The following is a 24,349-nucleotide window of genomic DNA, read 5'->3' on the forward strand; positions in this document are numbered from 1 at the left end:
CCCGCCCGGCGCGCGCCCGACACCCCTACAACTCGGGGGCGCTCACACCCGTACGAGTGAGGGCGTCGACGACGGCGTCCACCACGGCCTCGACGTCGGGCACCCAGGGTGAGGCCGAGCCGGGGAGCGGCGCGCGCTCCCACCGGATGTCGCCGCGGCCGGTCTCGGACGGGGGCAGCGGGATGTAGCCGCCCTCGCCGTGGAAACGCAGGGAGCCGGGGACGAAGTCCTTGGCGTAGAGCAGCTCACCCAGCTGCTCCATCGAGTACGGCCGCACCAGGACGAACCAGCGGGTGGGCGAGGCGGCGACCGGACCGAGGCGCATGCCCTGCCGGTCGAGCGCCACGAGCGCGCGCGAGGCCGCGAGGGCGGGGAGGCTGACCGCGCAGGGGGCGGCGCCCCCGGTGGCCAGGATGATCGGGGCGGCCGGCCGGTTGCCCCACCACCAGCGCACCATGCGCGCGTCGGTCGTGGCCGCGAGGAGGCCGGGGTCGAAGGGGTGAGCGCCGGGGACCGTGCACTCCGGGTCGGGGCAGCTGCAGCGGGACGTGCTCCGCTGGTCCGCCGTCGCCCCCGGGAGGACGGGCCACTGCCATTCCGTCGCGAAGGTGAGGGCCGAGTCGATCAACTCGGGCCCGCCGTCGCTGCGCTGGGACAGGAGCCTGCGTCGCTTTCCGAGGATCTCGCGCATGAGCGCTCGTTCCTTTCCGTTGCACCGCTGGCAACACCGTGGGTCACATCACACCATGTGTCGATCACTTCACTGTGCGTACCTTTTGGCGCATCACACCCCTGTCCTGGACAAGGGGGACCCCTCAGGGTCGAGGTGGTGGCTGCTTCCGCGGCCACTCCGTCCGACTTGCGTCCATCTAATGCCTGGGCGTGGCGTGGGGTGGCGAAGTCTGGCGTTTAGCGTCGCGCGTATTTCTCTCCGCCTCCGCCACGGGAGGATGGGGCACGGTCGTCGATGACTATGACGCCCGGTCCGGTCACCAGGTTCCGGGATGCCCCCTACGAGCTCCCAACGACCCCTGGCCCTTACCGAGTACGTACCCATCACGACCGCTGTGACGCTCCGTGGAGCAAACCCAGTCGACCGCAATCACCCGTTACCCGAGGCAGTTTTAAGCCAATTTTGCAATTTTGCAAGGGAGCCGGAAGAACCGTGCGCGATTCTCCCAAAGACCCCACGGACACCAGCAATCCCAGCAGGACAATGCTGGACATCCCCTCACGAGTGCGTGTACATGTGGAGACACCGCTAGCGGCGCAGAATGACATGGGGGTTTGCGATGCTTTTGAGCAATACGCTCCGGTCCGAGAGCCGGACGCCATGAACGCCCCTCACCCTCCGAAAGTGGCTGGAATCGATTCAACGGTTCCCTCGCCCGCACACACTGTCCCGCCCGCGCCTGCCACCCCGGGCTCCCCGACGGTCTCCGCGGCCCCCGCCGGCCCCCCGGTCCCCGCCGGGCCGGGAGCCGTTCTCACCGACCGGCTCGCCGGCTGGGTCTCGGACCTCACCACCCTCCACGAACTCACCGAACGCCTGGCCCGCACGGACACGTTGCCGACCGCCCTGACGGAGCTGCTGCACGCCGGAGCCGCCCTCGTGGGCGCACGGCGCGGCCTCGTCGTCCTCGAACCCTCCGACCGGCTCGGCCCCGACACCACGATCGGCCTGGGGCTCGGCCGCGCCGACCTCGGTCACATCGAGACGGTGCCGCGCAGCGCCCTGTCCTACGGCCGGATCCTCGACGGGCTGCCCGGCGGCGAGGGGGAGATCGCCGAGCCCGACCTGCTCGCCGGGGACGGCCTGGACCCCCGCCAACGCGAGGTGGCCGCCCGCCTCGGCTACGCCGCCAGCTACGCCCTGCCGCTGAAGGCGGACGGCGCGCCCGGCCGCCTGGGCGCGGCCGTGTGGCTCTACGACGAGCCCGCCGAGCCGGGCGAACGCCAGCGCCACCTGGTCGGCCTGTACGTCCGGTACGCGGCCGAGCACCTGGCCCGGCTCGTGGAGATCGAGCGCACCCGCGCGTGCATGCGGACGATGACCGAGGAGCTGCTGCCGTCCCGGCTGCCGCGGCTGCCCGGCGTCCAGCTCGCCGCCCGGCACCGCACCGGGCCGCGCGGGGGCGGCGACTGGTACGACGCGCTGCCGCTGCCGGACGCCGCGCTGGGCCTGGCCGTGGGATCCGTCACCGGGTCCGGGCCGAGCGCCGTCGCCGCGATGGGCAGGCTGCGCGCCTCGCTGCGGGCGTACGCGGTGATGGAGGGCGAGGACCCCGTCGCCGTCCTGTCCGACCTGGAGCTGCTGCTGCGGCTGACCGAGCCCGCCCGCTCCGCCACCGCCCTGTTCGCCTACTGCGAGCCCGCCCTGCGCAAGCTCACCCTGGCCGGCGCCGGGCACTGCCCGCCGCTGCTGGTCGGCGAACGGCGCACGGAGTTCGTGGAGACCTCCGTCTCCGCTCCGCTCGGCATGCTGGCCTGCTGGGAGGCGCCGAGCGTGGAGCTGGAGGCCGAGCCCGGCGAGACGGTTCTGCTCTACACCGACGGCCTGCTGCACCGCACCGGGGATCCCGCCGACCGTGCCTTCGCCCGGCTGCACGCGGCCGCCGCCGGGGTGCCGAAGCCGCTGCGCCACGACCCGGGCGCGATTGCCGACCACGTGCTGCGCACGGTCCTGCCGGACGGTCTGGCCGAGCAGGACAGCGACGAGGACGTCGTGCTGCTGGCGGCCCGCTTCGAGTAGGCCGGCGGTGACACCGGGTAGCGGTTCCGGTGACAGGTCCTTCACCCCTGGGCCCCCTTACGTACGACCGTACGATGGAGGGGGTCCAGTGCCGTATCTAGGAGGATGACCGTGGCCGACGAGCTCACCCCGGCTGTACCGGATGACGCTGCCACCGCAGCGGGCCCGGAAGCCGAGTCCGAGGAGCCCATCAAGCAGCGGAAGAACGGCCTGTACCCGGGCGTGTCCGACGAGCTGGCCGAGAACATGAAGTCCGGCTGGGCCGACACGGAGCTGCGCGATCTCCAGCCGATCGCCCAGGCCGCACAGACCGCCGCCCGCCGCGCCGCGCTCTCCGCGCGCTTCCCGGGCGAGCGCCTGGTGATCCCGGCGGGCAACCTGAAGACGCGCTCCAACGACACGGAGTACGCCTTCCGCGCCTCCGTCGAGTACGCGTACCTGACCGGAAACCAGACCGAGGACGGCGTGCTCGTGCTGGAGCCCGTCGCCGACGGCCACAAGGCCACGATCTACCTCCTGCCGCGCTCGGACCGCGAGAACGGCGAGTTCTGGCTGTCCGGCCAGGGCGAGCTGTGGGTCGGCCGCCGCCACTCGCTCGCCGAGGCGGAGCAGCTGTACGGCATCCCGGCCTCCGACGTGCGCGAGCTGGCCGGCACGCTGCGCGAGGCCACCGGGCCCGTGCGGGTGGTGCGCGGCCACGATGCGGGCATCGAGGCGGCCCTGACCGACAAGGTCACCGCCGAACGCGACGCCGAGCTGCGCGTCTTCCTCTCCGAGGCCCGTCTGGTCAAGGACGACTTCGAGATCGGCGAGCTGCAGAAGGCCGTCGACTCGACGGTCCGCGGCTTCGAGGACGTCGTGAAGGTCCTCGACAGGGCCGAGGCCACCAGCGAGCGCTACATCGAAGGCACGTTCTTCCTCCGCGCGCGGGTGGAGGGCAACGACGTCGGCTACGGCACCATCGCCGCCGCCGGCCCGCACGCCTGCACGCTGCACTGGGTGCGCAACGACGGACCCGTGCGCTCCGGCGATCTGCTGCTGCTGGACGCGGGCGTCGAGACCCACACGTACTACACCGCCGACGTCACGCGCACGCTGCCGGTCGACGGCCGCTTCACCGGGATCCAGAAGAAGATCTACGACGCCGTGTACGACGCCCAGGAGGCCGGCATCGCCGCGGTCCGGCCGGGAGCCAAGTACCGCGACTTCCACGACGCCGCGCAGCGCGTGCTGACCGAGCGGCTCGTCGAGTGGGGCCTCGTCGAGGGTCCGGTCGAGCGGGTCCTGGAGCTCGGCCTGCAGCGCCGCTGGACGCTGCACGGCACCGGCCACATGCTCGGCATGGACGTCCACGACTGCGCCGCCGCGCGCGTGGAATCGTACGTCGACGGCACACTGGAGCCGGGCATGGTGCTGACCGTCGAGCCCGGGCTGTACTTCCAGGCCGACGACCTGACGGTGCCCGAGGAGTACCGGGGCATCGGCGTGCGGATCGAGGACGACATCCTCGTCACGCAGGACGGCAACCGGAACCTCAGCGCCGCGCTGCCCCGGCAGTCGGACGAGGTCGAGAGCTGGATGGCTTCGCTGACGGGCTGACGCCGGATCGACGGCCGGGCACCGGAGCGGTGCCCGGCCACGTCGCGGTCTGCGGGGTGCGGGGGCCTGCTCGCGCGGTCCCCTCGGCCCTGGGGGGTTGTTGTGGAGCTGCATGTGGAAGCCGACCCCGCCGAGGGGCGTCGTGCCGGGCTCGAGCGTGCCCTGCGCGACGCCGTTCGGGACGGGCGGCTGTCGCCCGGAACACGGCTGCCCGCCACGCGACGGCTCGCGGACGAGCTCGGGATCTCACGGAACACGGTCAAGGCCGCCTACGACCAGCTCGTCGCCGAGGGCTACCTCACCGCCCGGCAGGGGTCCGGCACCCAGGTCGCGCCGCTGCCCTCCGCCGCCGCCGAACCGCCCGAGGCGGCCGCACGCGCGCGTGCGCCGCGTTTCGACCTGCGGCCCGGCAGCCCGGACGTCGGAGCGTTCCCTGCCGCGGCCTGGCTGCGCGCGCTGCGCCGCGCCATCGCGACGGCGCCCTCGGTCGCGTACGACTACGGCGACCCGCGCGGCCGCATCGAGCTACGCACCGCGCTGTCGGGGTATCTGGGACGGGCGCGGGGCGTCGTCGCGCCGCCGGAGCGGATCGTGATCACCTCCGGGTACGTGCAGGGTCTCGCCCTCCTCACGCGCGTGCTGGACGGCGCCCCGATCGCGATGGAGGACCCCGGGCTGCCGTTCCACCGCGAGGTCGTACGACGCAACGGCGGGACCGTGACCCCGGTGCGGGTCGACGAGCGCGGGGTGCGCGTCGACGGACTGGGCGACGCGCGAGCCGTCGTCGTCACGCCCGCGCACCAGTACCCGACCGGTGTGACGCTGCATCCGAACCGGCGGCGCTCGCTGACGGAGTGGGCACGCGCGCGTGACGGGCTCGTCGTCGAGGACGACTACGACGGGGAGTTCCGCTACGACCGGCAGCCGGTCGGCGCGCTCCAGGGCATGGCACCGGTGCAGGTCGTCTATCTGGGCACCGCCTCCAAGACGCTCGGTCCCGCGCTACGGCTCGGCTGGATGGTGCTGCCGCCGCGGCTGGTCGACGCGGTGGCCGACGCCAAGCTGCACAGCGACCACCACACCGAGTCCATCGGCCAGCTGGCGCTAGCCGAGCTGATCGGCAGCCACGCCTACGACCGTCATGTGCGCGCGTGCCGCCTGCGCTACCGGCGCCGCCGCGACCTGCTGCTCGACCGGCTGGGCGGGCGCCGGGGCGTGCGCGGGATCGCGGCCGGACTGCACGCGCTGGTGGAGGTGGACGACGAGGCGGACGTCCTCGCGCGGGCGCAGGCGGAGGGGCTCGCGGTGGGCGGCCTGGGAGAGCACTGGCACGATCCGGGCAAGGACCGTGGGGGACGGCCGCAAGGGTTGGTCGTCGGCTACGGAACGCCCGGGGAGCGGGTGTATCCCGAGGCGCTGGCGGTGCTGGCGAAGGTGCTCGACGGAAGCTGAATTGGACCACTGGGACGGCGTCGGATTGGTGCTGCCGACCGGCCCACCGGATCTCTACCGTCGAAGCCATGACGACGAAGACTCCCCTGCGGCGGACCGCGACACGCCGGGCCGTCCCGCAGCGGCTGCTCGCTCTCGCCCAGTTGAGCAACTCGGTCGGGGACGGCGCCTACTACACGACGTCGGCCCTCTACTTCACCCAGGTGATCGGTCTCGCGCCCGCGCGCGTGGGGCTCGGGCTGACCGTCGGCTGGGCGGTGGGTTCGCTGGCGGGAGTGCCGCTGGGACGGCTGGCCGACCGTCGCGGGGCGCGCGGTACGGCGGTGCTGCTGGCGCTCGCGACCGGGCTCGCGGTGGCGTCGTTCACCCTCGTGCGCGGGTTCGTGCCGTTCGTCCTCGTGGCGTGCGGCTACGCGGCCGCCCAGTCGGGGCTCGCGGCGGCCCGCCAGGCCCTGCTGGCCGGTCTGGTCCCGGCCGGGGAGCGGACGGGGCTGCTGGCGCGTCTGCAGGCGACGTTGAACGCCGGTCTGGCGGTGGGCGCCGGCCTCGGCGGGCTGGCGCTGCACGCCGGGACGAGGCAGGCCTACCTCGCGGTGTTCGCGGTCGACGCGGTCGGCTTCGCGGTGTGCGCGCTGCTGCTCGCCGGTCTCCCCCTGGTCGCTCCCGTCGCCGTCCGGCCGAGCGGAAGGGGGCTGGGGGTGCTGCGGGACCGGCCGTACACGCTCGTGGCGCTCCTCAACACCGTGCTGCTGCTGCGGATGCCGCTGCTCAGCCTTGTGCTGCCGCTGTGGATCATCGAGCGGACCGGGGCGCCCGCCTGGCTGGTGTCCGCGCTGTTCGTGCTCAACACGGCCGCGGTGACGCTGTTCCAGGTGCGGGCGGCGCGTGGCGTGACCGGATTGGCGAGCGCCACGCGCGCGGTGCGCCGTTCGGGCTGGGTGATGTGCGCCGCGTGTGCGGTGTTCGCCCTGTCCGCGGGGGCCTCGCCGTGGGTGGCGGCGAGCGTGCTGGTGCTGGGGTCGGTGTTGCAGGCGGCGGCGGAGATGGGGCAGTCGGCGGGCTCCTGGCAGCTCTCCTTCGACCTCGCCCCGGCCGACCGTGTCGGCGAGTACCAGGGGCTGTTCGGCACCGGTGTCACGGTGGCCCGCACGCTCGGCCCGCTGGTCCTGACCTGGCTGCTGGTCGAGTGGGGCACCCCGGGCTGGCTGCTGCTGGGCGCGGCGATGGTGGCGGCGTCGTACGCGATGGGCCCGGCGGCACGACGGGCGGCCGCCGGCCGGAAGCCGAAGACACCGACGAGCCCGCCGGCACTGGTACCGACGACCTGACCCCGCTCGTCCATACGCCCTGACCCCACTCGCCCCGACGACCCCGCCCCCGCCCGCCCCGGCGGCCACCCCGCGCTCGTCCCAAGGACCGCACCCCCACTGGTACCGACGACCTGACCCCGCTCGTCCTGACGGCCTCAGCCCCACTCACCCCGACGACCTGACCCCGCCGGTCGCACTTCCGCCCCACCGGACCGTCGGTGTCCGCCGCCCGGTCTCATGCCGTCCGTGCGAGCGTGGTTGCGGGCAGGGAGTCGACGAACAGGGCGCCCGCCAGGAGGCCCGCGCTGCCGCGGGGGCTCCACGCGCGCGTGTGGAGGTCGGTGTCGAGGTCGGCCAGTGCAGTGCGGCCCGCCGGGGTCGCCGTGCCGCCGGCCTCGAGGACCGCGCGGGCGCCGGCCTGCACATGGCGCAGGCCCAGCGGGCCCGCGGTGTGCAGGAGTTCGGTGTCCTGGAGGGTGGACATCACGGTGAGCAGGGCGTCCAGGCGGGCCTCGGGCTCGTCCGCGCCGGCCGCACGGGCCGCGGCGAGCGCGTCCAGGGCCCGCCGTACGTGCGGGAATCCGGCGCGGGCCTCGCCACGGGCTCCGGCCGCGCCGTACTTCGCCGAGACCGTCGCGCCCCGCGAGGGCCGCCGCGGGGCGGCCCGGTCGGGATGCGCCGCGATCCGCTTGGCGGTCGCGGCCACCTCGACGCCCCGCGCGCGGGGGTCGAGGGCGGCCGCCGCGACCAGCAGGCCGAGCGTCCACAGGGCGCCCCGGTGCCCGCCGCCGACGAGACCCACCGAGTGCTCGGTGCACCGCCCGATCGCGCCAAGTTCCGCACGGAGCCGGGGCGTGGGTTCGCCGGTGCGGCGGGCGGCCGCGGCCATTGCCGCGAGTCCGGGTGCGAGTGCCTTGGCCGACCAGCGCAGCCCGCGGTGGTCCCTGCGGGTGACGCGGGCGGCCAGGTCACGGGGGTCGGGTAGGCCCGGCTCGGGGGCCAGGGCCAGTTGACCGGTCAGCGCGGCCACCGCGGCCTGCGCGAGTTCCTCGTCCGCACGGCTCGGCACGGCCCGGCCCTACGAGGACGCGGAGGCCGACGGGGCGTCGCTCGGCGGGGCGCCCGTCGGGGCGTCGCCGGGCGCGCCGCTGGGGGCCGAGCCGCCCCCGGTCAAGGGCGCCGCCGTCGAGATGGCGGCGGACGCCGACGCGCTCGCCGCGGCCTGCGTCCCCGTGTCGGCGAAGGCCGACTGGTAGCCGGCGACGGCGAGCCCTCCGGCCGCCACCGTGCCGCCGGTCACCGCGAGGGCGCGGCGCCGGGTGAGGGTGGTCTCCTTGTGATGTCCCGTCATGGGCAGGACGCTAGGAAGGCCGCCCATCACTTGCCTGGAAGAACGCTGAGAGGAACCTGTGAGTGCCGCGGGACCCGGGGTACCGAGGCGCTCGGCAGATCTGAAAGCGGGTCATACAGCCATCAGGGGGGCGCCCTTGCGCCACTTCAGGATCTTGTCGAAGCTCACCACTGCCCCGGCGCGCCCCGGCTTGTTGCCGATGTGGACGTGGTCGGCGAGCTCCTGGATGAGGAAGAGGCCCCGGCCCTGCTCGGCGTCGGTGCTCATGTGCACCGGTGCGGGCGGGGGACGTTCGGCGGTGAACCCCGGGCCCGAGTCGGCGACCTCGATGCGGCACTTCTCGCCGTCGAGGTAGGCGGTCACGCGGTACGCCTCCGAACAGCCGCCGTGCGCGGTGTCCCCGCCGTGTTCGACGGCGTTGGCACAGGCCTCGCTCAGGGCCACGGAGAGGTCGTAGCTGACGTCGGGATCGACGCCCGCCGTCTCCATGGTGCCGAGCAGCAGGCGGCGGGCGAGCGGAACGCTCGCGGCCTCGCGCCGCAGATGGAGTGACCACCAGATGCTCATGCTCCAGCCTCCTGGCTGCGGCTCGACATACCGATACGTATTGCCGCCCAGGGCCCTATGTAAGCGCGATTTCCACGTGATGCCGCCCATATGGGGGATGCACGCAGGCCTGAAATCGGTGTATGCGGGACTCGGCAGCATCAGTCGTACCAGTCATATCAGAAGGTGATCTTCCAGATCGTGGGGAACCTTGTGGACCTGCCGTACGGCCGCGGTGGGGCCAGTGCGATGATGAGCCCGCCATGACTGCCCCCCACAGCGAACGCTCCGGTCGCGATCTACGGCTGCTACGGGCCGCGGTGTTCGCCGCGGTCTGCGTCGTGCTGGCCGCGGCCGGGCACGTGACGGCCTCGTGCGCCACCGTTCCGCTGTGGACGCTGGGCGCGGGCTTCCTGGGCGTCCTCGCGGTCGTGGCACCGCTCGCCGGACGCGAGCGCTCACTGCCGGGCATCGCGGCACTGCTGGCGGTCGGACAGACCGCGCTGCACACCCTGTTCGGACTCGGACAGCACACCGCCGCCGCGTCCGTGTCGGCGTCCGCCTCCGCAGCGTCGTCGACGTCCGACGCCACCCTCGTCGCCCGGGCGGCCCGGCTGGTGTGCGGGGCCACGACGGCCGCGATCAGCCCGGCCCAGGCCCAGAAGATCCTCGTCGACGCGCGGCTCTACCCCGACGGGGCCGGCGGCACCACGGCCATGAGCGGCATGCCCGGGATGGTCTCCACGCACCATCCCGCGGACGCCCTGTCCACGGCCGGCTCGCCGATGTCCCTGCTGCCGTCCCTGCCGATGCTGCTGGCCCACGTCCTCGCCGCCGTCGCGGCCGGCTGGCTGCTCCGCCGCGGCGACAGGGCCCTGCTGCGGCTGCTCGCCCTGTCGGCCCACGGGGTCGCCGAGGCGGCGCTCGTCCGGTCCCTGCGCGGGGCGCTCGCGCTGGTGCGCGCTCTGCTCGCGGGGCTGCCCTGCGCGCCCGCGACGGGACCGCGCGTCCCGCGCACCGCGCCGCCCGCACCGGCCGCACCCCGCATCACCGCACTCCAGCACTCGGTGATCAGACGAGGCCCGCCGCGCGTATCCGTTCTCGTCCTCGCTGCCTGACGCGACACGACCACTCCACCACCACCGGGGAGGCGGCCGCTGCCGTGCGGCACGCGCGCGTGCGCACAACCGTGCACACGCCCCTCACCCACAGACTCATCCAGAGTGGAGCGCTCCCTGCCATGAAGGCCTCTCGTATCGCCGCCCGCGTCGCCGCCGCCGCTGCCGTCGCCGGGTCCGGCGTCCTCGCCCTGTCCGCCCCCGCCTTCGCTCACGTCAGCGTCGCCGCCGAGGGCACCGCGGCCAAGGGCGGTTACGCGGTCGTCGACTTCAAGGTTCCCAACGAGCGGGACAACGCCTCGACCGCCAAACTCGAGGTCACCTTCCCCACCGACCACCCGCTGGCCTCCGCGATGCCGGAGCCGATCGACGGGTGGAAGATCGACGTCACCAAGGCCAAGCTCGCCAAGCCCCTCGAGGTGCACGGCAAGCAGATCTCGGAGGCCGTCTCCAAGATCACCTGGACGGCCACCGGCGGCGGCATCAAGCCCGGTTTCTTCCAGAAGTTCCCGGTCTCCGTCGGCGCCCTGCCCGAGGACACGGACGAACTCGTCTTCAAGGCGATCCAGACGTACTCCAACAAGGAGGTCGTGCGCTGGATCGAGGTCCAGGAGGACGGCGCCGAGGAGCCGGAGAACCCGGCCCCCGTGCTCGCTCTGAGCGCCGCCGCCGAGGGCGGCCACCACGGCGCCGCCGCCGATGACGACTCCGACGAGTCCCACGACGCCAAGGCCACCGCCAAGACGACCGAGGCGGCCTCCGCCTCCGACGGCAGCGACACCACCGCCCGGGTCCTCGGCGTGGTCGGCATCGTCGTCGGCGCGGCCGGCGTCGCCTACGGCGTGCTCGCCGGCCGCCGCCGCACCACGGCCCCCGAAGCCTGACCCGCACCGGCGCCGGACGGCCCCCGCCGCCCGACGCCGGTCCCTCGACAGTGCGCACCGGGGTGCACGGCTTCCGTACACGGCCTCCGTACACCCCTGCCGTACGCCCCACTCCGTACCCCCGGCGCGCACCGGATTTCACACATCTGGGACATTTTCCTATGCGCAAGAAGACGTTTGCCGTGGCTGCGCTGCTCGCCGCCGCCACCCTCACCCTCTCCGCCTGCGGCGGCGACAGCGACGGCGGCAGCCCGGTCGCCGTCGTCTCCGAGAACGGCGAGAAGCATGCCGCGACCGTGCTCGACCAGCCCTTCGCCAAGCCCGCGCTGGTCCTCACCGACACCCAGGGCAAGCCGTACGACCTCCGCAAGGAGACGGCCGGCCGACCGACCCTGGTCTACTTCGGCTACACCAACTGCCCGGACGTCTGCCCGCTGACGATGAACAACATCGCCGTCGCCAAGAAGCAGCTGCCCAAGGCCGAGCAGGACGAACTGCGCGTCGTATTCGTCACCACCGACCCCGAGCGCGACACCCCGGCCGCGCTCGGCAAGTGGCTCAAGGGCATCGACCCCCAGGTCGTCGGCCTGAGCGGGAAGTTCGCGACCATCCAGGCCGCGGCCCGCACCCTCGGCATCTCCGTCGAGGCGCCGCACAAGGACAAGAACGGCAAGACCGTCTCCACTCACGGCACGCAGGTCATCGCCTTCTCCCCGAAGACGAACGGGGGCTACCTCCTGTACGGCGAGGAGGCCAAGGTCGATGACTACATCAAGGACCTCCCCAAGATCATCAAGGGTGAGAACCCGTGAGCCGTCGGCCCTCGACGCGTCCTGAGCCGCCCACCGGCTCCAGGGCGTCCGCGAGTCCGGCACGACGCCCCGTCCGGCTGCTCGCCGTGCCCGCCGCGCTGGTCACCGGAGCACTGCTGCTGACGGGATGCGGGTCGGACGCGGACGGCAGGGCGGAGCTGTCCGTCCGGGCCGCCTACATCCCGCAGCCCGTCTCCGACACCATGGCCGCCGGTTTCCTGACCATCGTCAACGACGGCGGCGCGAAGGACGAGCTGACGTCCGTCACCAGCACCGACGCGGACAGCGTGACCCTCCACGAGACCGTCGGGTCGTCGATGGAGCAGGTCACCTCCCTCGACGTGCCCGCACACGGTCAACTCGTGTTCAAGAGCGGCGGGAACCACCTGATGTTCGAGAAGCTGAAGAGCAAGCCGGTGCAGGGCGAGACGGTGACCGTCGAACTGCGCTTCGCCGCGTCCGACCCCGTCAGGGTCGCGATCCCGGTGAAGGCCGCCACGTACAGCCCGTCGACCGGCCACTGAGGGAGGGACCACCTTGACGCAGACCATCGCCCCCCGCGTCCGGACGCTCGTGCTGCTGTTCCTGGCGGTCGCCGGCGCGCTCCTGGCCGGCGCCGGACCCGCGTCCGCGCACGCCGCGCTGACCGGCAGCGACCCCGCGCAGGGGGTGGTGGTCGACAAGGCGCCCACGCAGGTGTCGCTGACGTTCTCCGAGACCGTCTCGATGGACGACGACTCGCTGCGCGTCCTTGATCCCAAGGGCACGCGGGTCGACGCCGGCAAGCCGTCCGAGGTCAGCGGCACCACCTACGCGGTCCAGCTGCACTCGGGGCTGCCCGACGGCACGTACACCGTGACCTACCAGGTGGTGTCCGCCGACAGCCACCCCGTCGCCGGCGCCTACACCTTCTCCATCGGGTCCCCCTCCGAGACCAGCGTCTCGGTGTCCGGTCAGGAGGCCGGCGGCGGAGTCGTCGGCTGGCTGTACGGCTTCGGGCGGTACCTCTCCTACGCCGGGTTCATCGTGATGGTCGGCGGGGCCGCCTTCGTGCTGGCCTGCTGGCAGCGCGGCACCGGGGTGCGGGCGCTGCAACGGCTCGTCGTCTCCGGCTGGCTCGCGATGACCGCGGCCACACTGTTCCTGCTGCTCCTGCGCGGCTCCTACACTCGCTCGGGAGAGCTCGGGGACGTCTTCGACCTCGACCTCCTGGGACAGGTCCTGCAGACCAAGACCGGCGCGGCCCTGGTCTCCCGGCTGCTGCTGCTCGCCGCGGCCGCGCTGTTCATCGCCGTGCTCTTCGGCGCCTACGACAAGCGGGAGGACGAGGAGAAGCGGGACCTGACCTTCGGTCTCGCCGTCGGCGGGACCGTCGTGGCCGCCGGGCTCGCGGCGAGCTGGGCCATGGCCGAGCACGCCTCCACCGGATTGCAGCCGGGCGTCGCGATGCCCGTCGACGTGCTGCACCTGCTGGCCGTCGCGACCTGGCTCGGCGGGCTCGCCGCGCTCCTCGTCGCGCTGTACCGGGCGCCCGCCGACCGGCCCGTCGAGGCCGCCGCCGTGGCCCGCTTCTCCCAGGTCGCCTTCGGCAGCGTCATCGCAGTGGTCGCCACCGGCGTCTACCAGTCGTGGCGCCAGCTCGGCTCCTGGTCCGCCTTCACCGGCACCCGCTACGGACAACTGCTCCTCGTCAAGATCGGACTCGTGGCGCTGCTCGTCGGCATCGCCTGGATCTCACGGCGCTGGACCTCGCGCCTCACGGACACGACGACCGCGAACCCCACGGCCGGGAAGGAGCCCGTCACCGCTTCGGCGACCGTGGCGGGCGACGCCGTCACGACTGCCTCGGGCGACGGCGACAGCGGCTCCCGCGAGGACGCGAAGCCCTCCAGGGACTCCGGGACCGCCGCCGGAGGCGAGGAGCGAGCCGCGCAGCTCGCCCGGCAGCAGGCCGCCGTCGACGCCACGCGCCACAAGCGGCTGCGGGACTCCGACACCGACCGCTTCGGCCTTCGGCGCTCCGTGCTCGCCGAGGCGGGCGTCGCCGTCGTCCTGCTCGCCGTCACCACCGTCCTGACGTCGACCGAGCCGGGCCGTACGGAGCAGGAAGCCGCCGAGGCCACCCGTTCCTCGTCCGCCTCCTCCTCGTCGTCGGACTCCGCCTCCGGCGCCCTGACGCTGGACATGTCCTTCGACACCGGCGGAACGGACGGCAAGGGCGTGGTCAGCGTCGACCTCGATCCCGCGCGCACCGGCGCCAACGAGATGCACGTCTACGTGACCCGCCCCAACGGCCGTGCCTTCGACGTGCCCGAGGTCAAGGTCGCCTTCACCCTCGAGGCCAAGAGCATCGGGCCACTGCCCGTCGCCCCCGACCACATCACCACCGGCCACTGGTCGGCGAACGCGGTGCAGATCCCCATGGCCGGCGAGTGGAAGATCGCGGTGACCGTGCGGACCTCCGACATCGACCAGGTGACCGTCTCCAAGAACGCGCAGATCGGCTGAACCCCACCATGCCCGACCAGTCCACCCCCCAGGCCCGCGCACCGAAGGCCCGTACCCCAGAGACCGCTCACGCCCGCGTCGACGAAGGCGTCCCGGCCGCGTCCCCCTCCGCCGAGGGCCTGACGCGGCGCAAGCTGCTCGGCACCGCCGGCGCCACCGGGCTCGTCCTCGGCGCGGCGGGCGCGGCCGCCGGCTACGCGGCGGCTCCCGCGCAGGCGACCCCGCTCTCCTCGATCGGGTCCGGGCAGGCGATGTTCCACGTGAAACATCAGCCCGGGATCACCCAGGGCCTCCAGGCCCGCGGCCATCTCGTCGCCTTCGACCTCGCAGCGGGTGCGGGCCGCAAAGAGGCCGCCGCACTGCTGCGCCGCTGGTCGGAGACCGCCCGGCGCCTGATGGCGGGCGAGGCGGCCGCCCACGACGACACGGATGTGGCCCGGGACGCCGGCCCCTCCTCGCTGACGGTCACCTTCGGCTTCGGCAACAGCTTCTTCGCCCGCACCGGTCTGGAGAAGCAGCGCCCGGTCGCCCTCGATCCGCTGCCGGACTTCTCCTCCGACCACCTCGACAAGGCGCGCAGCAACGGTGACCTGTGGGTGCAGATCGGTGCGGACGACGCCCTGGTCGCCTTCCACGCCCTGCGCGCCATCCAGAAGGACGCCGGCAGTGCGGCGAAGGTCCGCTGGCAGATGAACGGCTTCAACCGGACGCCGGGCGCGACCGCCCACCCCATGACGGCCCGCAACCTGATGGGCCAGATGGACGGCACGCGCAATCCCAGGACGACCGACTCGGACTTCGACGAGCGCATCTTCGTCCCGGCCTCCGGCACGAAGGACCCGGCATGGATGGCGAACGGTTCCTACGCGGTCGTACGCCGTATCCGCATGCTCCTCGACGACTGGGAGAAGCTGTCGCTCAAGGCGCAGGAGCAGGTCATCGGGCGGCGGAAGTCGGACGGCGCGGCCCTGTCCGGGGGAACCGAGACCAGCGAGATGGACCTGGAGAAGACCGACGCGAACGGCGATCTGGTCGTCCCCATCAACGCGCACGCCCGCATCACCCGTCCCGACCAGAACGGCGGCGCCGCCATGCTGCGGCGGCCCTTCTCCTACCACGACGGCATCGACCCGGACGGCACCCCGGACGCGGGTCTGCTGTTCGTCTGCTGGCAGGCGGACCCGCTGCGCGGCTTCGTCACCGTGCAGCGCAAGCTGGACCGCGGCGACGCCCTGTCGAAGTACATCCGCCACGAGTCCAGCGGCCTGTTCGCGGTACCCGGCGGAGCCGCGGAGGGCGAGTACGTGGGCCAGCGACTACTGGAGGCGTGAGTCAAGTCGGGGGCAGCGGCCCGCACAAGACGGGGGCGGCTGCCCATGCGAGCCGGCGCGGTGGGCGTGGGCCGGGAGGCCCGGGGGCCGGAAGGCCCGGGGGCCGGAAGGCCCGGGGGCCGGAAGAACCGGGGGCCGGAAGAACCGGGGGCCGGAAGAACCGGGGGCCGGGACGGAAGTTACGCCCTGTGCCGTGGATTCATTCATGTGTGGGGCAGTCATGAGACGCGTGGGCCCGGATACGCAAGGGCCATTAGGGTGAGGTCATGCCAGCGAGCTATGCGTATCTCGGCCCCGAGGGCACCTTTACGGAGGTCGCCCTGCGCACGCTTCCGGAGGCGGCCACTCGGCAGCTCATCCCATACGTGTCCGTGCAGTCCGCGCTCGACGCGGTGCGCGTCGGTGAGGCCGAGGCCGCTTTCGTGCCGATCGAGAACTCGGTCGAGGGCGGGATCACCACGACCCTGGACGAGCTGGTCGCGGGCGCGCCGCTGATGATCTACCGCGAGGTGCTGCTGTCGATCACCTTCGCGCTGCTGGTGCGCCCCGGCACGAAGCTGGCGGACATCAAGACGGTCTCCGCGCATCCGGCCGCGCAGCCTCAGGTGCGCAACTGGCTGAAGGCGAACCTCCCTGACGCCACCTGGGAGTCGGCCGCGTCGAACGCGGACGCCGCCCGTCTGGTCCAGGAGGGCCGCTACGACGCCGCCTTCGCGGGCGAGTTCGCGGCCGCCCGCTATGGGCTGACCGCCCTGGAGACCGGGATCCACGACGCCGAGAACGCCCAGACCCGGTTCGTGCTGGTGGGCCGGCCCGCCCGGCCGGCGGCGCCGACCGGCGCGGACAAGACATCCGTCGTGCTGTGGCAGCGCGACGACCACCCCGGCGGCCTGCGCGACCTGCTGGGCGAGTTCGCCACCCGGGGCGTCAACCTCATGCTGCTGCAGTCCCGCCCGACGGGTGCCGGCATCGGCAACTACTGCTTCTGCATCGACGCCGAGGGACATATCTCCGACCGCCGGATGGCCGAGGCGCTCATGGGGCTGAAGCGGATCTGCCGCGAGGTGCGTTTCCTGGGTTCGTACCCGCGTGCGGAAGTCGACGCGGCCGACGTTCCGGCTCCGCTGCCCGGCACCTCGGACGGGGAGTTCGTGGCGGCGTCGGACTGGGTGGCACGCTGCCAGGACGGTCGCTTCTAGTCGGTCCGGCCCGGCCTCGCACCGGTCCTACCTGCATATCTTCGGTAATCTTCGTTATCCACAGAAGTTATCCACAGGGCGGCTTCTCGACCTGGGGACAAGTCGACAACGAAGCACCATTCAGTCGACATATCGGCCCCTACTCCCTCCGGGTGACTCGCCACCCGCACGTCACCCCTCGTCCACCTGTTTCCTTCGATCAATCCTTTAGGGCGACCCATTTCCACCCGAAAGTGGGTGCGGGCCGGGTTTGAGCAAGGAATTCTCCCGCGCGCGAAGAGGCCTCGGAATGATCAATTCCGATGTCCACAGACCTTTCGCACACCCTGTGGATAACTCGCACGGGGTGTGGATTCCTGTGGACAACCCGGCCCCCAAATCCCGTTGACCACAAGGAAGTCGAGTCAAGGCGACGCCTCACGCCTGCTCCGTCCCAGGAAGTGAGACGCTTTTGTTGACACGCTCGGCAATTACCTCATAACGGAACGTAAGTAGCGATTCGGAACACGCGCCGCCCGCCACCGGAATGTGAGTCGTGAGCCGCAACCCCGCACGGGTAGCCTTGGCCGCGTGATTGACCTTCGCCTGCTCCGTGAGGACCCCGACCGTGTGCGCGCGTCCCAGCGCGCCCGTGGAGAGGACGTCGCGCTCGTCGACTCCCTCCTGTCTGCCGACGAGCGGCGCAGGTCGTCCGGCGTCCGCTTCGACGAGCTGCGCGCCGAGCAGAAGTCGCTCGGCAAGCTCATCCCCAAGGCCTCCGCGGACGAGAAGGCCGAACTGCTGAAGAAGGCGAGCCAGCTCGCCGCCGACGTCAAGATCGCCGACGCGGAGCGCGACGCCGCCGACACCGAGACGCAGGAGCTCCTGCAGAGGCTCGGCAACCTCGTGCACCCCGACGTGCCCGTGGGCGGCGAGGAGGACTTCGTCACCCTCGAGACGCACGGCACGATCCGCGACTTCGGCGCCGAGGGTTTCGAGCCCAGGGACCACCAGGAGCTCGGCCAGATCCTCGGCGCGATCGACGTCGAGCGCGGCGCGAAGGTCTCCGGCGCCCGCTTCTACTTCCTCACCGGCGTCGGCGCCCTGCTGGAGCTGGCCCTGGTGAACGCCGCGATCGCGCAGGCCACCGCGGCCGGCTTCACGCCGATGCTGACCCCGGCGCTGGTGCGTCCGCAGTCCATGGCGGGCACCGGCTTCCTCGGCCAGGCGGCCCAGGACGTCTACCACCTCGACAAGGACGACCTCTACCTCGTCGGCACCTCCGAGGTCCCGCTCGCCGCGTACCACATGGACGAGATCATCGACGCGGCCAAGCTCCCGCTGCGCTACGCGGGCTTCTCGCCCTGCTTCCGCCGCGAGGCCGGCTCGCACGGCAAGGACACCAAGGGCATCTTCCGCGTCCACCAGTTCGACAAGGTCGAGATGTTCTCGTACGTCCTGCCCGAGGACTCCCAGGCCGAGCACCAGCGCCTGCTGGCGTGGGAGAAGCAGTGGCTGTCCTCGCTGGAGCTGCCGTTCCGCGTCATCGACGTGGCGACCGGCGACCTCGGCTCCTCGGCCGCACGCAAGTTCGACTGTGAGGCCTGGATCCCGACCCAGGGCAAGTACCGCGAGCTGACCTCGACCTCGGACTGCACCGAGTTCCAGTCCCGCCGCCTGTCGATCCGCGTCCGCGAGGGCAAGCAGGTCCGGCCGCTGGCCACGCTGAACGGCACCCTGTGCGCCGTCCCGCGCACGATCGTCGCCATCCTGGAGAACCACCAGCAGGCCGACGGTTCCGTGTACGTGCCCGAGGTGCTGCGCCCGTACCTCGGCGGCCGGGAGGTCCTGGAGCCGGTCGCCAAGTGAGCGCCGTGTCCTCCCCGGGGGAGTTCCCCTACCGCCTGATCGCGACCGACCTCGACGGAACGCTGCTGCGCTCCGACGGGTCGGTCTCGCGGCGCACCCGTGAAGCCCTCGCCGCGGCCACCGCGGCGGGCGCCGCGCACATCGTCGTGACGGGCCGCGGGGTTCCGTGGACCCGGCACATCCTCGACGACCTCGGCTACGACGGTCTCGCCGTCTGCGGCCAGGGCGCCCAGGTGTACCACGCGGGCGAGCACCGCCTGCTGACGTCGGTGACCCTGGACCGGCAGCTGGCCGGCGTGGCACTGGCCAAGATCGAGGCGGAGGTCGGCCCGCTGTACCTGGCGGCCAGCCGCGACGGCCTCGACGGAGACGTGCTGGTGGGGCCCGGCTACGCGCTCACCGGCTCCCTCCCGGCTACGCCGTTCACCGACGCGTCCGACCTCTGGTCGGCGCCGCTGAACAAGATCTACATACAGCATCCCGAGCTGTCGGACGACGCGCTGGCCGAGGCCGCGCGACGGGCCGCGGGCGGCTTCGTCACGGTCGCGATGGCCGGCGAAGGCATCGTGGAACTGCTCCCCCTGGGCCTGTCCAAGGCCACGGGCCTCTCCCTGGCCGCCCGCCGCCTGGGCCTGAAGGCCGCCGAGACGATCGCCTTCGGCGACATGCCCAACGACATCCCGATGTTCGCCTGGGCCGCCCACGGCGTGGCCATGGCCAACGCCCACCAGGAACTGCGGGCGGTGGCGGACGAGGTGACGTCCTCCAACGACGAGGACGGAATCGCCACCGTCCTGACCCGCCTCCAGAGCCGGCCGACCAGCCCCTGATCCCTCCCGGAGCAACGGCCCCGATCGCCGCAGGCGACCAGAGGCGCAGGTGATCAGGGGCGCAGGTGATCAGGGGGCAGGGATCACGCACGACCCCGAGAAACGACGGCCCCGATCGCCGGGAGGCGAGCGGGGGCGCTGGGTGGCGATCAGGGGCGCGGGGTGGCGATCAGGGGCGCGGGGAACCGCGCGGCCGGCCACGACGCTCCCGCACCTGCCCGCCCGCTTGCTTGCTTATCTGCCACCTGCTCCCGGCCTGCCGGCATGCCTGCCCGCCGGGGCAGCGGTCCGCACGCAACTCGCCAGGACCCGGCCCGCATGGGCCGCTCGCCGAGGCAAGACCGGCCGCACGGCCGCCTGGCCCCGAATAGAGACCGAGCCCGTCCGACGGAGCCCGTCCGGCGGAGCCCGTCCGACGGGGCCCGTCCGACAGAACTCTCTCCACCAGGACTCTTCAACCGGCCCCCGCCACAAGCCCGGCCAAGTCCCAGTGACAACGTCTCGCGGAGGATGCACGGATCGAACGTGCGCGAGGTGTGACCCCCGACCACGGCTTAGCAAGCCGGTGCCTTGCCACTCGGCCAATCCTCCGGGTGGGCGGCCCACGCGAGAGCGACATCGCGTGCTCGAAGCGGCCGCCCCGGGCAGCTCCCCTGTGCGGGGTGGGTTCGACGGAGGGGTAACTACTCCGGAACCCGCCACTGGCTGCCCTGAAGGGAGCTCGACGGACTGCCGTGCATGGGCATCGTCAGGCTCCTCTCCCGGTCTGCGACGCCGGATCCCGTCCGGCCGCCCGCGCTCTGCGGGTACAACCACTGTGCCCGGGGGACGAGTTGGACGCCACCGAATAAAACGTCCGTGCGACGGCCGCGGACGGGTGGCGGTTACCGGCGGCGCCACCTGCGCCGACGCGCCTTGCTGAAGAACCAGCCCGCCGGCGGCTCGTCGGAGCGCCAGGGCTGCGGCTCGGGCTCCTCCGCACGCCAGCGCGCGGCGAGCATCCGAGCCCGGGCGGACGGCTCGGACGTCTCCGCGGCCCGTATGAAGTCCTCGTCCAGGACGAGGCCGTCCAGGGCCTCGTCCTCGGGTCGCTCACGGCCGTCGTTCACCGCGTCCTCGTCCGCCATCCCGTCCTCCCCGCGCTGTCCGCTTCGCCCAGTCTGCCGGGGCGCGGGTGAAGTCACCGTCAGGAACGGCCGCCCCGCGCCCCGGCAGAGCCGGTCACTCCTCGCCCGCGAGCTTCAGCGCCCGCAGCTTCTGGCCCGCGTACCAGGTGGCCAGGACGGTCACCACGACCAACAGCACCGTGGCCGTGGTCAGTCCGACGTCCGAGGTCACCAGGTCCCCGCCCGCCACCTTGTGCGCGACGGCCAGCGACCACTGCTGGACGCTGAGCGTGCGGGCGCCCGGCACCAGGGAGCCGAACAGCGCTTCCCAGACGAGGGCGTAGACGAGACCGAAGACCACGGCGTGCCGGGACACGGTGCCCAGCAGCAGGAAGACGGCCGCGTAGGCGATGGAGGAGACCAGCGCCGCCACGGTGTAGGCGACGGCGATCTGCTGGCCGTTGCCGTTGAGGATGAACCCGGCGATCAACGTCGGCAGGGCCGAGAACACCATCGTCACCGCGATCGCCACGATCAGCTTGGTGAAGATGATCGTCGGCCGCTTCAGCGGCTTGGACAGCAGGTACACCACCGAGCCGTCGTCGATCTCCGGGCCGATTGCGCCGGTGCCCGCGATCACGCCGATGATCGGGACCATGGTGGCCAGCGCGAGGCCGCCGAGCAGGTCGGCCGCCGTCTGGTCGTCGGCTCCGGCGAGGCCGCGCACGACCACGGAGATCGCGATCAGCAGCAGGGGCAGGGCGCCCAGGATGAGGGCCCGGCGACGGCCGAGCAGGGCCCGGTAGGTGAGTCGGGCGACTGTGGGGTCGTACATCTTGGCCTCCTACGCCGCGACGAGATACGAGAAGACGGACTCGAGGGACTCGTCGGACGGCGAGACCGTGAGCAGCCGGATGCCGTGGTCCCTGGCGACCCTCGGCAGCAGCGCCGTGAAGCGGCCGAAGTCGACGGCCTGGATGCGCAGCGCGCCCTCGGCGAGGTCGACCTCGATGCCGGAGGTCGACGGGTCGGCGATCAGCGCGGCCGCGAGGGCGCGGTCGTCGCTGGAACGCACCAGGTAGCGGTGCGGGCGGTCGGTCATCAGGCGGCGGATCTTGCGGAAGTCGCCGCTCGCCGCGTGACGGCCTGCGACGACGACCTCGATGTGCCAGGCGAGCTGCTCGACCTCTTCGAGGATGTGCGACGAGAACAGCACGGTGCGGCCCTCGTCGCCCATGCGCCGCAGCAGGTCCATGAGCTGCATGCGCTGGCGCGGGTCCATGCCGTTGAAGGGCTCGTCCAGCAGGAGCAGCGACGGGTCGTGGACGAGGGCGCTGGCCATCTTGACGCGCTGGCGCATGCCCTTGGAGTACGTCTGGATCTTGCGGTCCTGCGCGTACTCCATCTCGACGGTGGCCAGCGCCTTCTGGGCGGCCTTCGCGCCCAGGCCGTGCAACTCGGCGTTGGCCACGACGAATTCACGGCCGGTGAGGAAGTCGTACATCGCCTCGCGCTCGGGGACGATGCCGATGTGCCGGTAGATGTCCTCGTTGCGCCAGACCGGCTGTCCGTCGAGGGTGACCGTGCCGGTGGAGGGGGCCAGGAAGCCGCCCATCATGTTGATGAGGGTGGACTTTCCGGCGCCGTTGGGGCCGAGCAGGCCGGTGACGCCGGGGCCGATGCTCATGGTGATGTCGTTGACGGCCACCACGTTGCCGAACCAGCGGGAGACGTGGTCGATGCTGAGCGTGGTCACAGGCCCACCTTCCGGTAGCGGCGGATCAGAAGGCCGTAGCTCGCGGCGATCAGGCCGAGGACGACGAGGACGTAGACCACGCCCTCCCCGTGGGAGGGGCCGACCGCGCCCGGGAAGGCGGAGGAGGCGCCCAGGAAGGCCGACTGCACGCCGTCGATCAGCGTGACCGGCGAGAACAGGCCGATCCAGGGGATGGAGCCGGTGCTGTCCTGGGCCTCGGCGATGGCCTGGAGGGTGGAGACGGCGCCGTAGGAGATCGTCAGCACGGCGATGACGGCGGCGATGCCGAAGCCGCGGCGCGGGGTCACCGAGGCGATGACCAGGCCGATGCCGGCGAAGAGCAGTGAGAGCAGTGCCACCGAGACGAGTCCTTGACCGAATCCCTTGGTCTGGTCGGCGAAGTCGAGCTTGGCCAGCAGCGCGCCGACGTACAGCACCAGCAGCGGGGCCGCGGTGAGGACGAAGAGCGCGGAGGCCAGTGCGGCGAACTTGGCGCGCACGTAGTCCGCGGTCTCGATGGGCCGCGAGAAGTACAGCGGAACGGTCTTGAAGCGCAGGTCGCGGGAGACGGACTGGGGCGCCTGCGAGGCGACGTACAGGCTGATGACGGCCTGCATGACGATCGCGTAGCGCGTGTAGTCCAGCGGGAGTTCCTTGGCCTTGGTGGCGACCGCGACGGCGACCATGATGGCCGCGGGCACGCACATCACCACGAAGAGCAGCATCGGCAGCACCTTGGACTTCACCGAACGGCCGAGGCCGTAGGCGCCGCGCAGGGACTGCGAGTAGAGGGAGCGGCGGGCGTAGGCGCGGCCCAGCCGGGGGCCGTCGTAGCTGCGGTAGCCGATGTTGTGGATGCGGGTCTGGTCCCCCGCGGGGGCGGTGACCGGGTGCTCAACTGCCATGGCCGACGGCCTCCTTCCGCTGCTGGTCGTTTTCGGCGTCACTGTCGGTGAAGACCTCGGAGATGTGGTGTCTGCGCTGTTCCATGCGGACCAGGCCGAGGCCCAGTTCGGCGACGGTGTCCCGGACGACGTCGTACGTCTCCTCGCCCAGCGCGGTCAGCAGCAGGACGTGGCCGGCGCCCGGCAGGGCGCTGTTGGCGTCGAGGACGTCGACGCCGCGCGCGTGGAGCGCCTCGCGCACCGCGCGGGTGCCGTCCGGGTGCTCGTCGGTGTCGGTGACCTCGATCGCGAGGGTGGTCGTGATCTGGGTGAAGTCGGTGGTGGAGCTGGAGCGCAGGAGCTTGCCGCCGTCGATGACGACGACGTGGTCGCAGGTGCGTTCCAGTTCGCCCAGCAGGTGCGAGGTGACCAGGACCGAGATGCCGAAGTCGGTGTGGATGCGGCGGATCAGGCCGAGCATCTCGTCGCGTCCGACCGGGTCGAGGCCGTTGGTCGGCTCGTCCAGGAAGACCAGCTGCGGGTCGTGGACGAGGGCCTGGGCGAGTTTCACGCGCTGCTTCATGCCGGTCGAGTAGCCGCCGATGGGGCGGTAGCGCTCCTCGTACAGACCCACGTGACGCAGCGTGTCCGCGGTGCGCTCGCGCGCCGCGGTGGGCGGGAGGCCGGACATCCGGGCCATGTGCACGACGAACTCGGTGGCCGACACGTCGGGCGGCAGGCAGTCGTGTTCCGGCATGTAGCCGACCCGCTCGCGGATGGCGGCGCCCTTGCTCGCGACGTCGAGGCCGAGCACCTCGGCTCGGCCCTCCGAGGCGGGCGACAGACCCAGCAGGATCTTGATCAGTGTTGACTTGCCGGCCCCGTTGGCTCCGACGAGCCCGGTCACACCGGGTCCGACGTCCACGGAGAGCCGGTCAAGAGCGGTCACCCGGGGGAACCGCTTGCTCAGGCTTTCGGTCGCGATCACAGTCACGTCTTCAAAAATAGTGACGCACACCACGAAAATCGTCAGACCTCAGAGCCGTCTTCGCCTCAGACCTCA

22 protein-coding genes and 1 tRNA gene are annotated in these 24,349 nt (G+C 72.2%); 13 read left to right on the plus strand and 10 right to left on the minus strand.

Annotated features, from left to right (window positions below):
- Positions 1–25: 25 nt before the first annotated feature.
- A complete protein-coding gene (locus ACZ7DE_RS29170) occupies positions 26–691 on the minus strand; it encodes a bifunctional DNA primase/polymerase (protein WP_470766295.1) in 666 nt (221 codons plus the stop codon).
- Positions 692–1,216: 525 nt separating this feature from the next.
- Between ACZ7DE_RS29170 and ACZ7DE_RS29175 the strand changes: the two genes are divergently transcribed.
- From ACZ7DE_RS29175 to ACZ7DE_RS29190, 4 genes are all read left to right on the plus strand, one after another.
- On the plus strand, positions 1,217–2,752 hold the full coding sequence (locus ACZ7DE_RS29175) for a PP2C family protein-serine/threonine phosphatase (protein ID WP_470766562.1): 1,536 nt from the start codon (positions 1,217–1,219) through the stop codon (positions 2,750–2,752).
- Between the two features lie 111 nt (positions 2,753–2,863).
- Positions 2,864–4,351, plus strand: a complete 1,488-nt coding sequence (locus tag ACZ7DE_RS29180) for an aminopeptidase P family protein (RefSeq protein WP_470766296.1) — start codon at positions 2,864–2,866, stop codon at positions 4,349–4,351.
- A gap of 102 nt (positions 4,352–4,453) precedes the next feature.
- A complete protein-coding gene (pdxR, locus tag ACZ7DE_RS29185) occupies positions 4,454–5,803 on the plus strand; it encodes a MocR-like pyridoxine biosynthesis transcription factor PdxR (RefSeq protein ID WP_470766298.1) in 1,350 nt (449 codons plus the stop codon).
- Between the two features lie 68 nt (positions 5,804–5,871).
- Positions 5,872–7,131 (plus strand): MFS transporter, encoded by a 1,260-nt coding sequence (locus ACZ7DE_RS29190; protein ID WP_470766300.1) that lies wholly within the window; start codon positions 5,872–5,874, stop codon positions 7,129–7,131.
- A gap of 217 nt (positions 7,132–7,348) precedes the next feature.
- Here ACZ7DE_RS29190 and ACZ7DE_RS29195 read toward each other — a convergent pair whose 3' ends face one another.
- The 3 genes from ACZ7DE_RS29195 to ACZ7DE_RS29205 form a co-directional block, all read right to left on the minus strand.
- Positions 7,349–8,182 carry a triphosphoribosyl-dephospho-CoA synthase gene (locus ACZ7DE_RS29195; RefSeq protein ID WP_470766302.1) on the minus strand — a complete coding sequence of 278 codons (834 nt, stop codon included), beginning with the start codon at positions 8,180–8,182 and terminating at the stop codon, positions 7,349–7,351.
- A 9-nt stretch (positions 8,183–8,191) separates the two neighbouring features.
- Positions 8,192–8,464: a hypothetical protein gene (locus ACZ7DE_RS29200; RefSeq protein ID WP_470766304.1), complete on the minus strand. Its 273-nt coding sequence runs from the start codon at positions 8,462–8,464 to the stop codon at positions 8,192–8,194.
- A gap of 111 nt (positions 8,465–8,575) precedes the next feature.
- Entirely contained in the window at positions 8,576–9,031 is a 456-nt protein-coding gene (locus ACZ7DE_RS29205) for an ATP-binding protein (RefSeq protein WP_470766305.1), read from the minus strand.
- 242 nt (positions 9,032–9,273) lie between these two features.
- On the opposite strand from ACZ7DE_RS29205, the gene ACZ7DE_RS29210 reads away from it, so the two are divergent.
- The 9 genes from ACZ7DE_RS29210 to ACZ7DE_RS29250 all read left to right on the plus strand — a co-directional run bounded on the left by ACZ7DE_RS29210 (position 9,274) and on the right by ACZ7DE_RS29250 (position 19,540).
- Positions 9,274–10,128 carry a hypothetical protein gene (locus tag ACZ7DE_RS29210; RefSeq protein ID WP_470766307.1) on the plus strand — a complete coding sequence of 285 codons (855 nt, stop codon included), beginning with the start codon at positions 9,274–9,276 and terminating at the stop codon, positions 10,126–10,128.
- A gap of 122 nt (positions 10,129–10,250) precedes the next feature.
- On the plus strand, positions 10,251–11,012 hold the full coding sequence (locus ACZ7DE_RS29215; RefSeq protein WP_470766309.1) for a YcnI family copper-binding membrane protein: 762 nt from the start codon (positions 10,251–10,253) through the stop codon (positions 11,010–11,012).
- 161 nt (positions 11,013–11,173) lie between these two features.
- Positions 11,174–11,824 (plus strand): SCO family protein, encoded by a 651-nt coding sequence (locus tag ACZ7DE_RS29220; RefSeq protein WP_470766311.1) that lies wholly within the window; start codon positions 11,174–11,176, stop codon positions 11,822–11,824.
- A 77-nt stretch (positions 11,825–11,901) separates the two neighbouring features.
- Entirely contained in the window at positions 11,902–12,348 is a 447-nt protein-coding gene (locus ACZ7DE_RS29225) for a copper chaperone PCu(A)C (protein WP_470766564.1), read from the plus strand.
- Positions 12,349–12,361: 13 nt separating this feature from the next.
- Entirely contained in the window at positions 12,362–14,332 is a 1,971-nt protein-coding gene (locus tag ACZ7DE_RS29230) for a copper resistance CopC/CopD family protein (protein ID WP_470766312.1), read from the plus strand.
- An 8-nt stretch (positions 14,333–14,340) separates the two neighbouring features.
- Positions 14,341–15,663 (plus strand): iron uptake transporter deferrochelatase/peroxidase subunit, encoded by a 1,323-nt coding sequence (efeB, locus tag ACZ7DE_RS29235; RefSeq protein ID WP_470766314.1) that lies wholly within the window; start codon positions 14,341–14,343, stop codon positions 15,661–15,663.
- Between the two features lie 266 nt (positions 15,664–15,929).
- Complete coding sequence (gene pheA / locus ACZ7DE_RS29240) at positions 15,930–16,862, plus strand: prephenate dehydratase (RefSeq protein WP_470766316.1); 933 nt, start codon at positions 15,930–15,932, stop codon at positions 16,860–16,862.
- Positions 16,863–17,432: 570 nt separating this feature from the next.
- Entirely contained in the window at positions 17,433–18,710 is a 1,278-nt protein-coding gene (serS, locus tag ACZ7DE_RS29245; protein WP_470766317.1) for a serine--tRNA ligase, read from the plus strand.
- 5 nt (positions 18,711–18,715) lie between these two features.
- Positions 18,716–19,540, plus strand: a complete 825-nt coding sequence (locus tag ACZ7DE_RS29250; RefSeq protein WP_470766566.1) for an HAD family hydrolase — start codon at positions 18,716–18,718, stop codon at positions 19,538–19,540.
- A 504-nt stretch (positions 19,541–20,044) separates the two neighbouring features.
- Here ACZ7DE_RS29250 and ACZ7DE_RS29255 read toward each other — a convergent pair.
- The 6 genes from ACZ7DE_RS29255 to ACZ7DE_RS29280 form a co-directional block, all read right to left on the minus strand.
- A tRNA-Ser gene (locus ACZ7DE_RS29255) sits at positions 20,045–20,131 on the minus strand.
- A gap of 293 nt (positions 20,132–20,424) precedes the next feature.
- Complete coding sequence (locus tag ACZ7DE_RS29260; protein WP_470766319.1) at positions 20,425–20,667, minus strand: SGM_3592 family protein; 243 nt, start codon at positions 20,665–20,667, stop codon at positions 20,425–20,427.
- 94 nt (positions 20,668–20,761) lie between these two features.
- Positions 20,762–21,481, minus strand: a complete 720-nt coding sequence (locus tag ACZ7DE_RS29265) for an ABC transporter permease subunit (RefSeq protein WP_470766321.1) — start codon at positions 21,479–21,481, stop codon at positions 20,762–20,764.
- Between the two features lie 9 nt (positions 21,482–21,490).
- The gene (locus ACZ7DE_RS29270) at positions 21,491–22,402 is read right to left on the minus strand and encodes an ABC transporter ATP-binding protein (protein WP_470766323.1); all 912 of its coding nucleotides are present in this window, start codon (positions 22,400–22,402) and stop codon (positions 21,491–21,493) included.
- On the minus strand, positions 22,399–23,307 hold the full coding sequence (locus ACZ7DE_RS29275) for an ABC transporter permease subunit (RefSeq protein ID WP_470766325.1): 909 nt from the start codon (positions 23,305–23,307) through the stop codon (positions 22,399–22,401). The genes ACZ7DE_RS29270 and ACZ7DE_RS29275 overlap by 4 nt, the downstream gene beginning before the upstream one ends.
- Positions 23,297–24,274, minus strand: a complete 978-nt coding sequence (locus tag ACZ7DE_RS29280) for an ABC transporter ATP-binding protein (protein WP_470766567.1) — start codon at positions 24,272–24,274, stop codon at positions 23,297–23,299. Before ACZ7DE_RS29280 ends, ACZ7DE_RS29275 begins: the two co-directional genes overlap by 11 nt.
- Between the last annotated feature and the right edge of the window lie 75 nt (positions 24,275–24,349).

This window comes from Streptomyces sp. NPDC037083, assembly GCF_055606485.1.

What these genes read in the sequence shown, in the direction of transcription:
- ACZ7DE_RS29190 (WP_470766300.1), top strand. Translation starts at nt 5,872, where the DNA reads ATGACGACGAAGACTCCCCTGCGGCGGACCGCGACACGCCGGGCCGTC.
- ACZ7DE_RS29215 (WP_470766309.1), top strand. Translation starts at nt 10,251, where the DNA reads ATGAAGGCCTCTCGTATCGCCGCCCGCGTCGCCGCCGCCGCTGCCGTC.
- efeB (WP_470766314.1), top strand. Translation starts at nt 14,341, where the DNA reads ATGCCCGACCAGTCCACCCCCCAGGCCCGCGCACCGAAGGCCCGTACC.
- ACZ7DE_RS29170 (WP_470766295.1), bottom strand. Translation starts at nt 691, where the DNA reads ATGCGCGAGATCCTCGGAAAGCGACGCAGGCTCCTGTCCCAGCGCAGC.
- ACZ7DE_RS29200 (WP_470766304.1), bottom strand. Translation starts at nt 8,464, where the DNA reads ATGACGGGACATCACAAGGAGACCACCCTCACCCGGCGCCGCGCCCTC.
- ACZ7DE_RS29260 (WP_470766319.1), bottom strand. Translation starts at nt 20,667, where the DNA reads ATGGCGGACGAGGACGCGGTGAACGACGGCCGTGAGCGACCCGAGGAC.
- pheA (WP_470766316.1), top strand. Translation starts at nt 15,930, where the DNA reads ATGCCAGCGAGCTATGCGTATCTCGGCCCCGAGGGCACCTTTACGGAG.
- ACZ7DE_RS29275 (WP_470766325.1), bottom strand. Translation starts at nt 23,307, where the DNA reads ATGGCAGTTGAGCACCCGGTCACCGCCCCCGCGGGGGACCAGACCCGC.
- ACZ7DE_RS29210 (WP_470766307.1), top strand. Translation starts at nt 9,274, where the DNA reads ATGACTGCCCCCCACAGCGAACGCTCCGGTCGCGATCTACGGCTGCTA.
- ACZ7DE_RS29220 (WP_470766311.1), top strand. Translation starts at nt 11,174, where the DNA reads ATGCGCAAGAAGACGTTTGCCGTGGCTGCGCTGCTCGCCGCCGCCACC.
- ACZ7DE_RS29175 (WP_470766562.1), top strand. Translation starts at nt 1,217, where the DNA reads ATGCTGGACATCCCCTCACGAGTGCGTGTACATGTGGAGACACCGCTA.
- ACZ7DE_RS29265 (WP_470766321.1), bottom strand. Translation starts at nt 21,481, where the DNA reads ATGTACGACCCCACAGTCGCCCGACTCACCTACCGGGCCCTGCTCGGC.
- ACZ7DE_RS29205 (WP_470766305.1), bottom strand. Translation starts at nt 9,031, where the DNA reads ATGAGCATCTGGTGGTCACTCCATCTGCGGCGCGAGGCCGCGAGCGTT.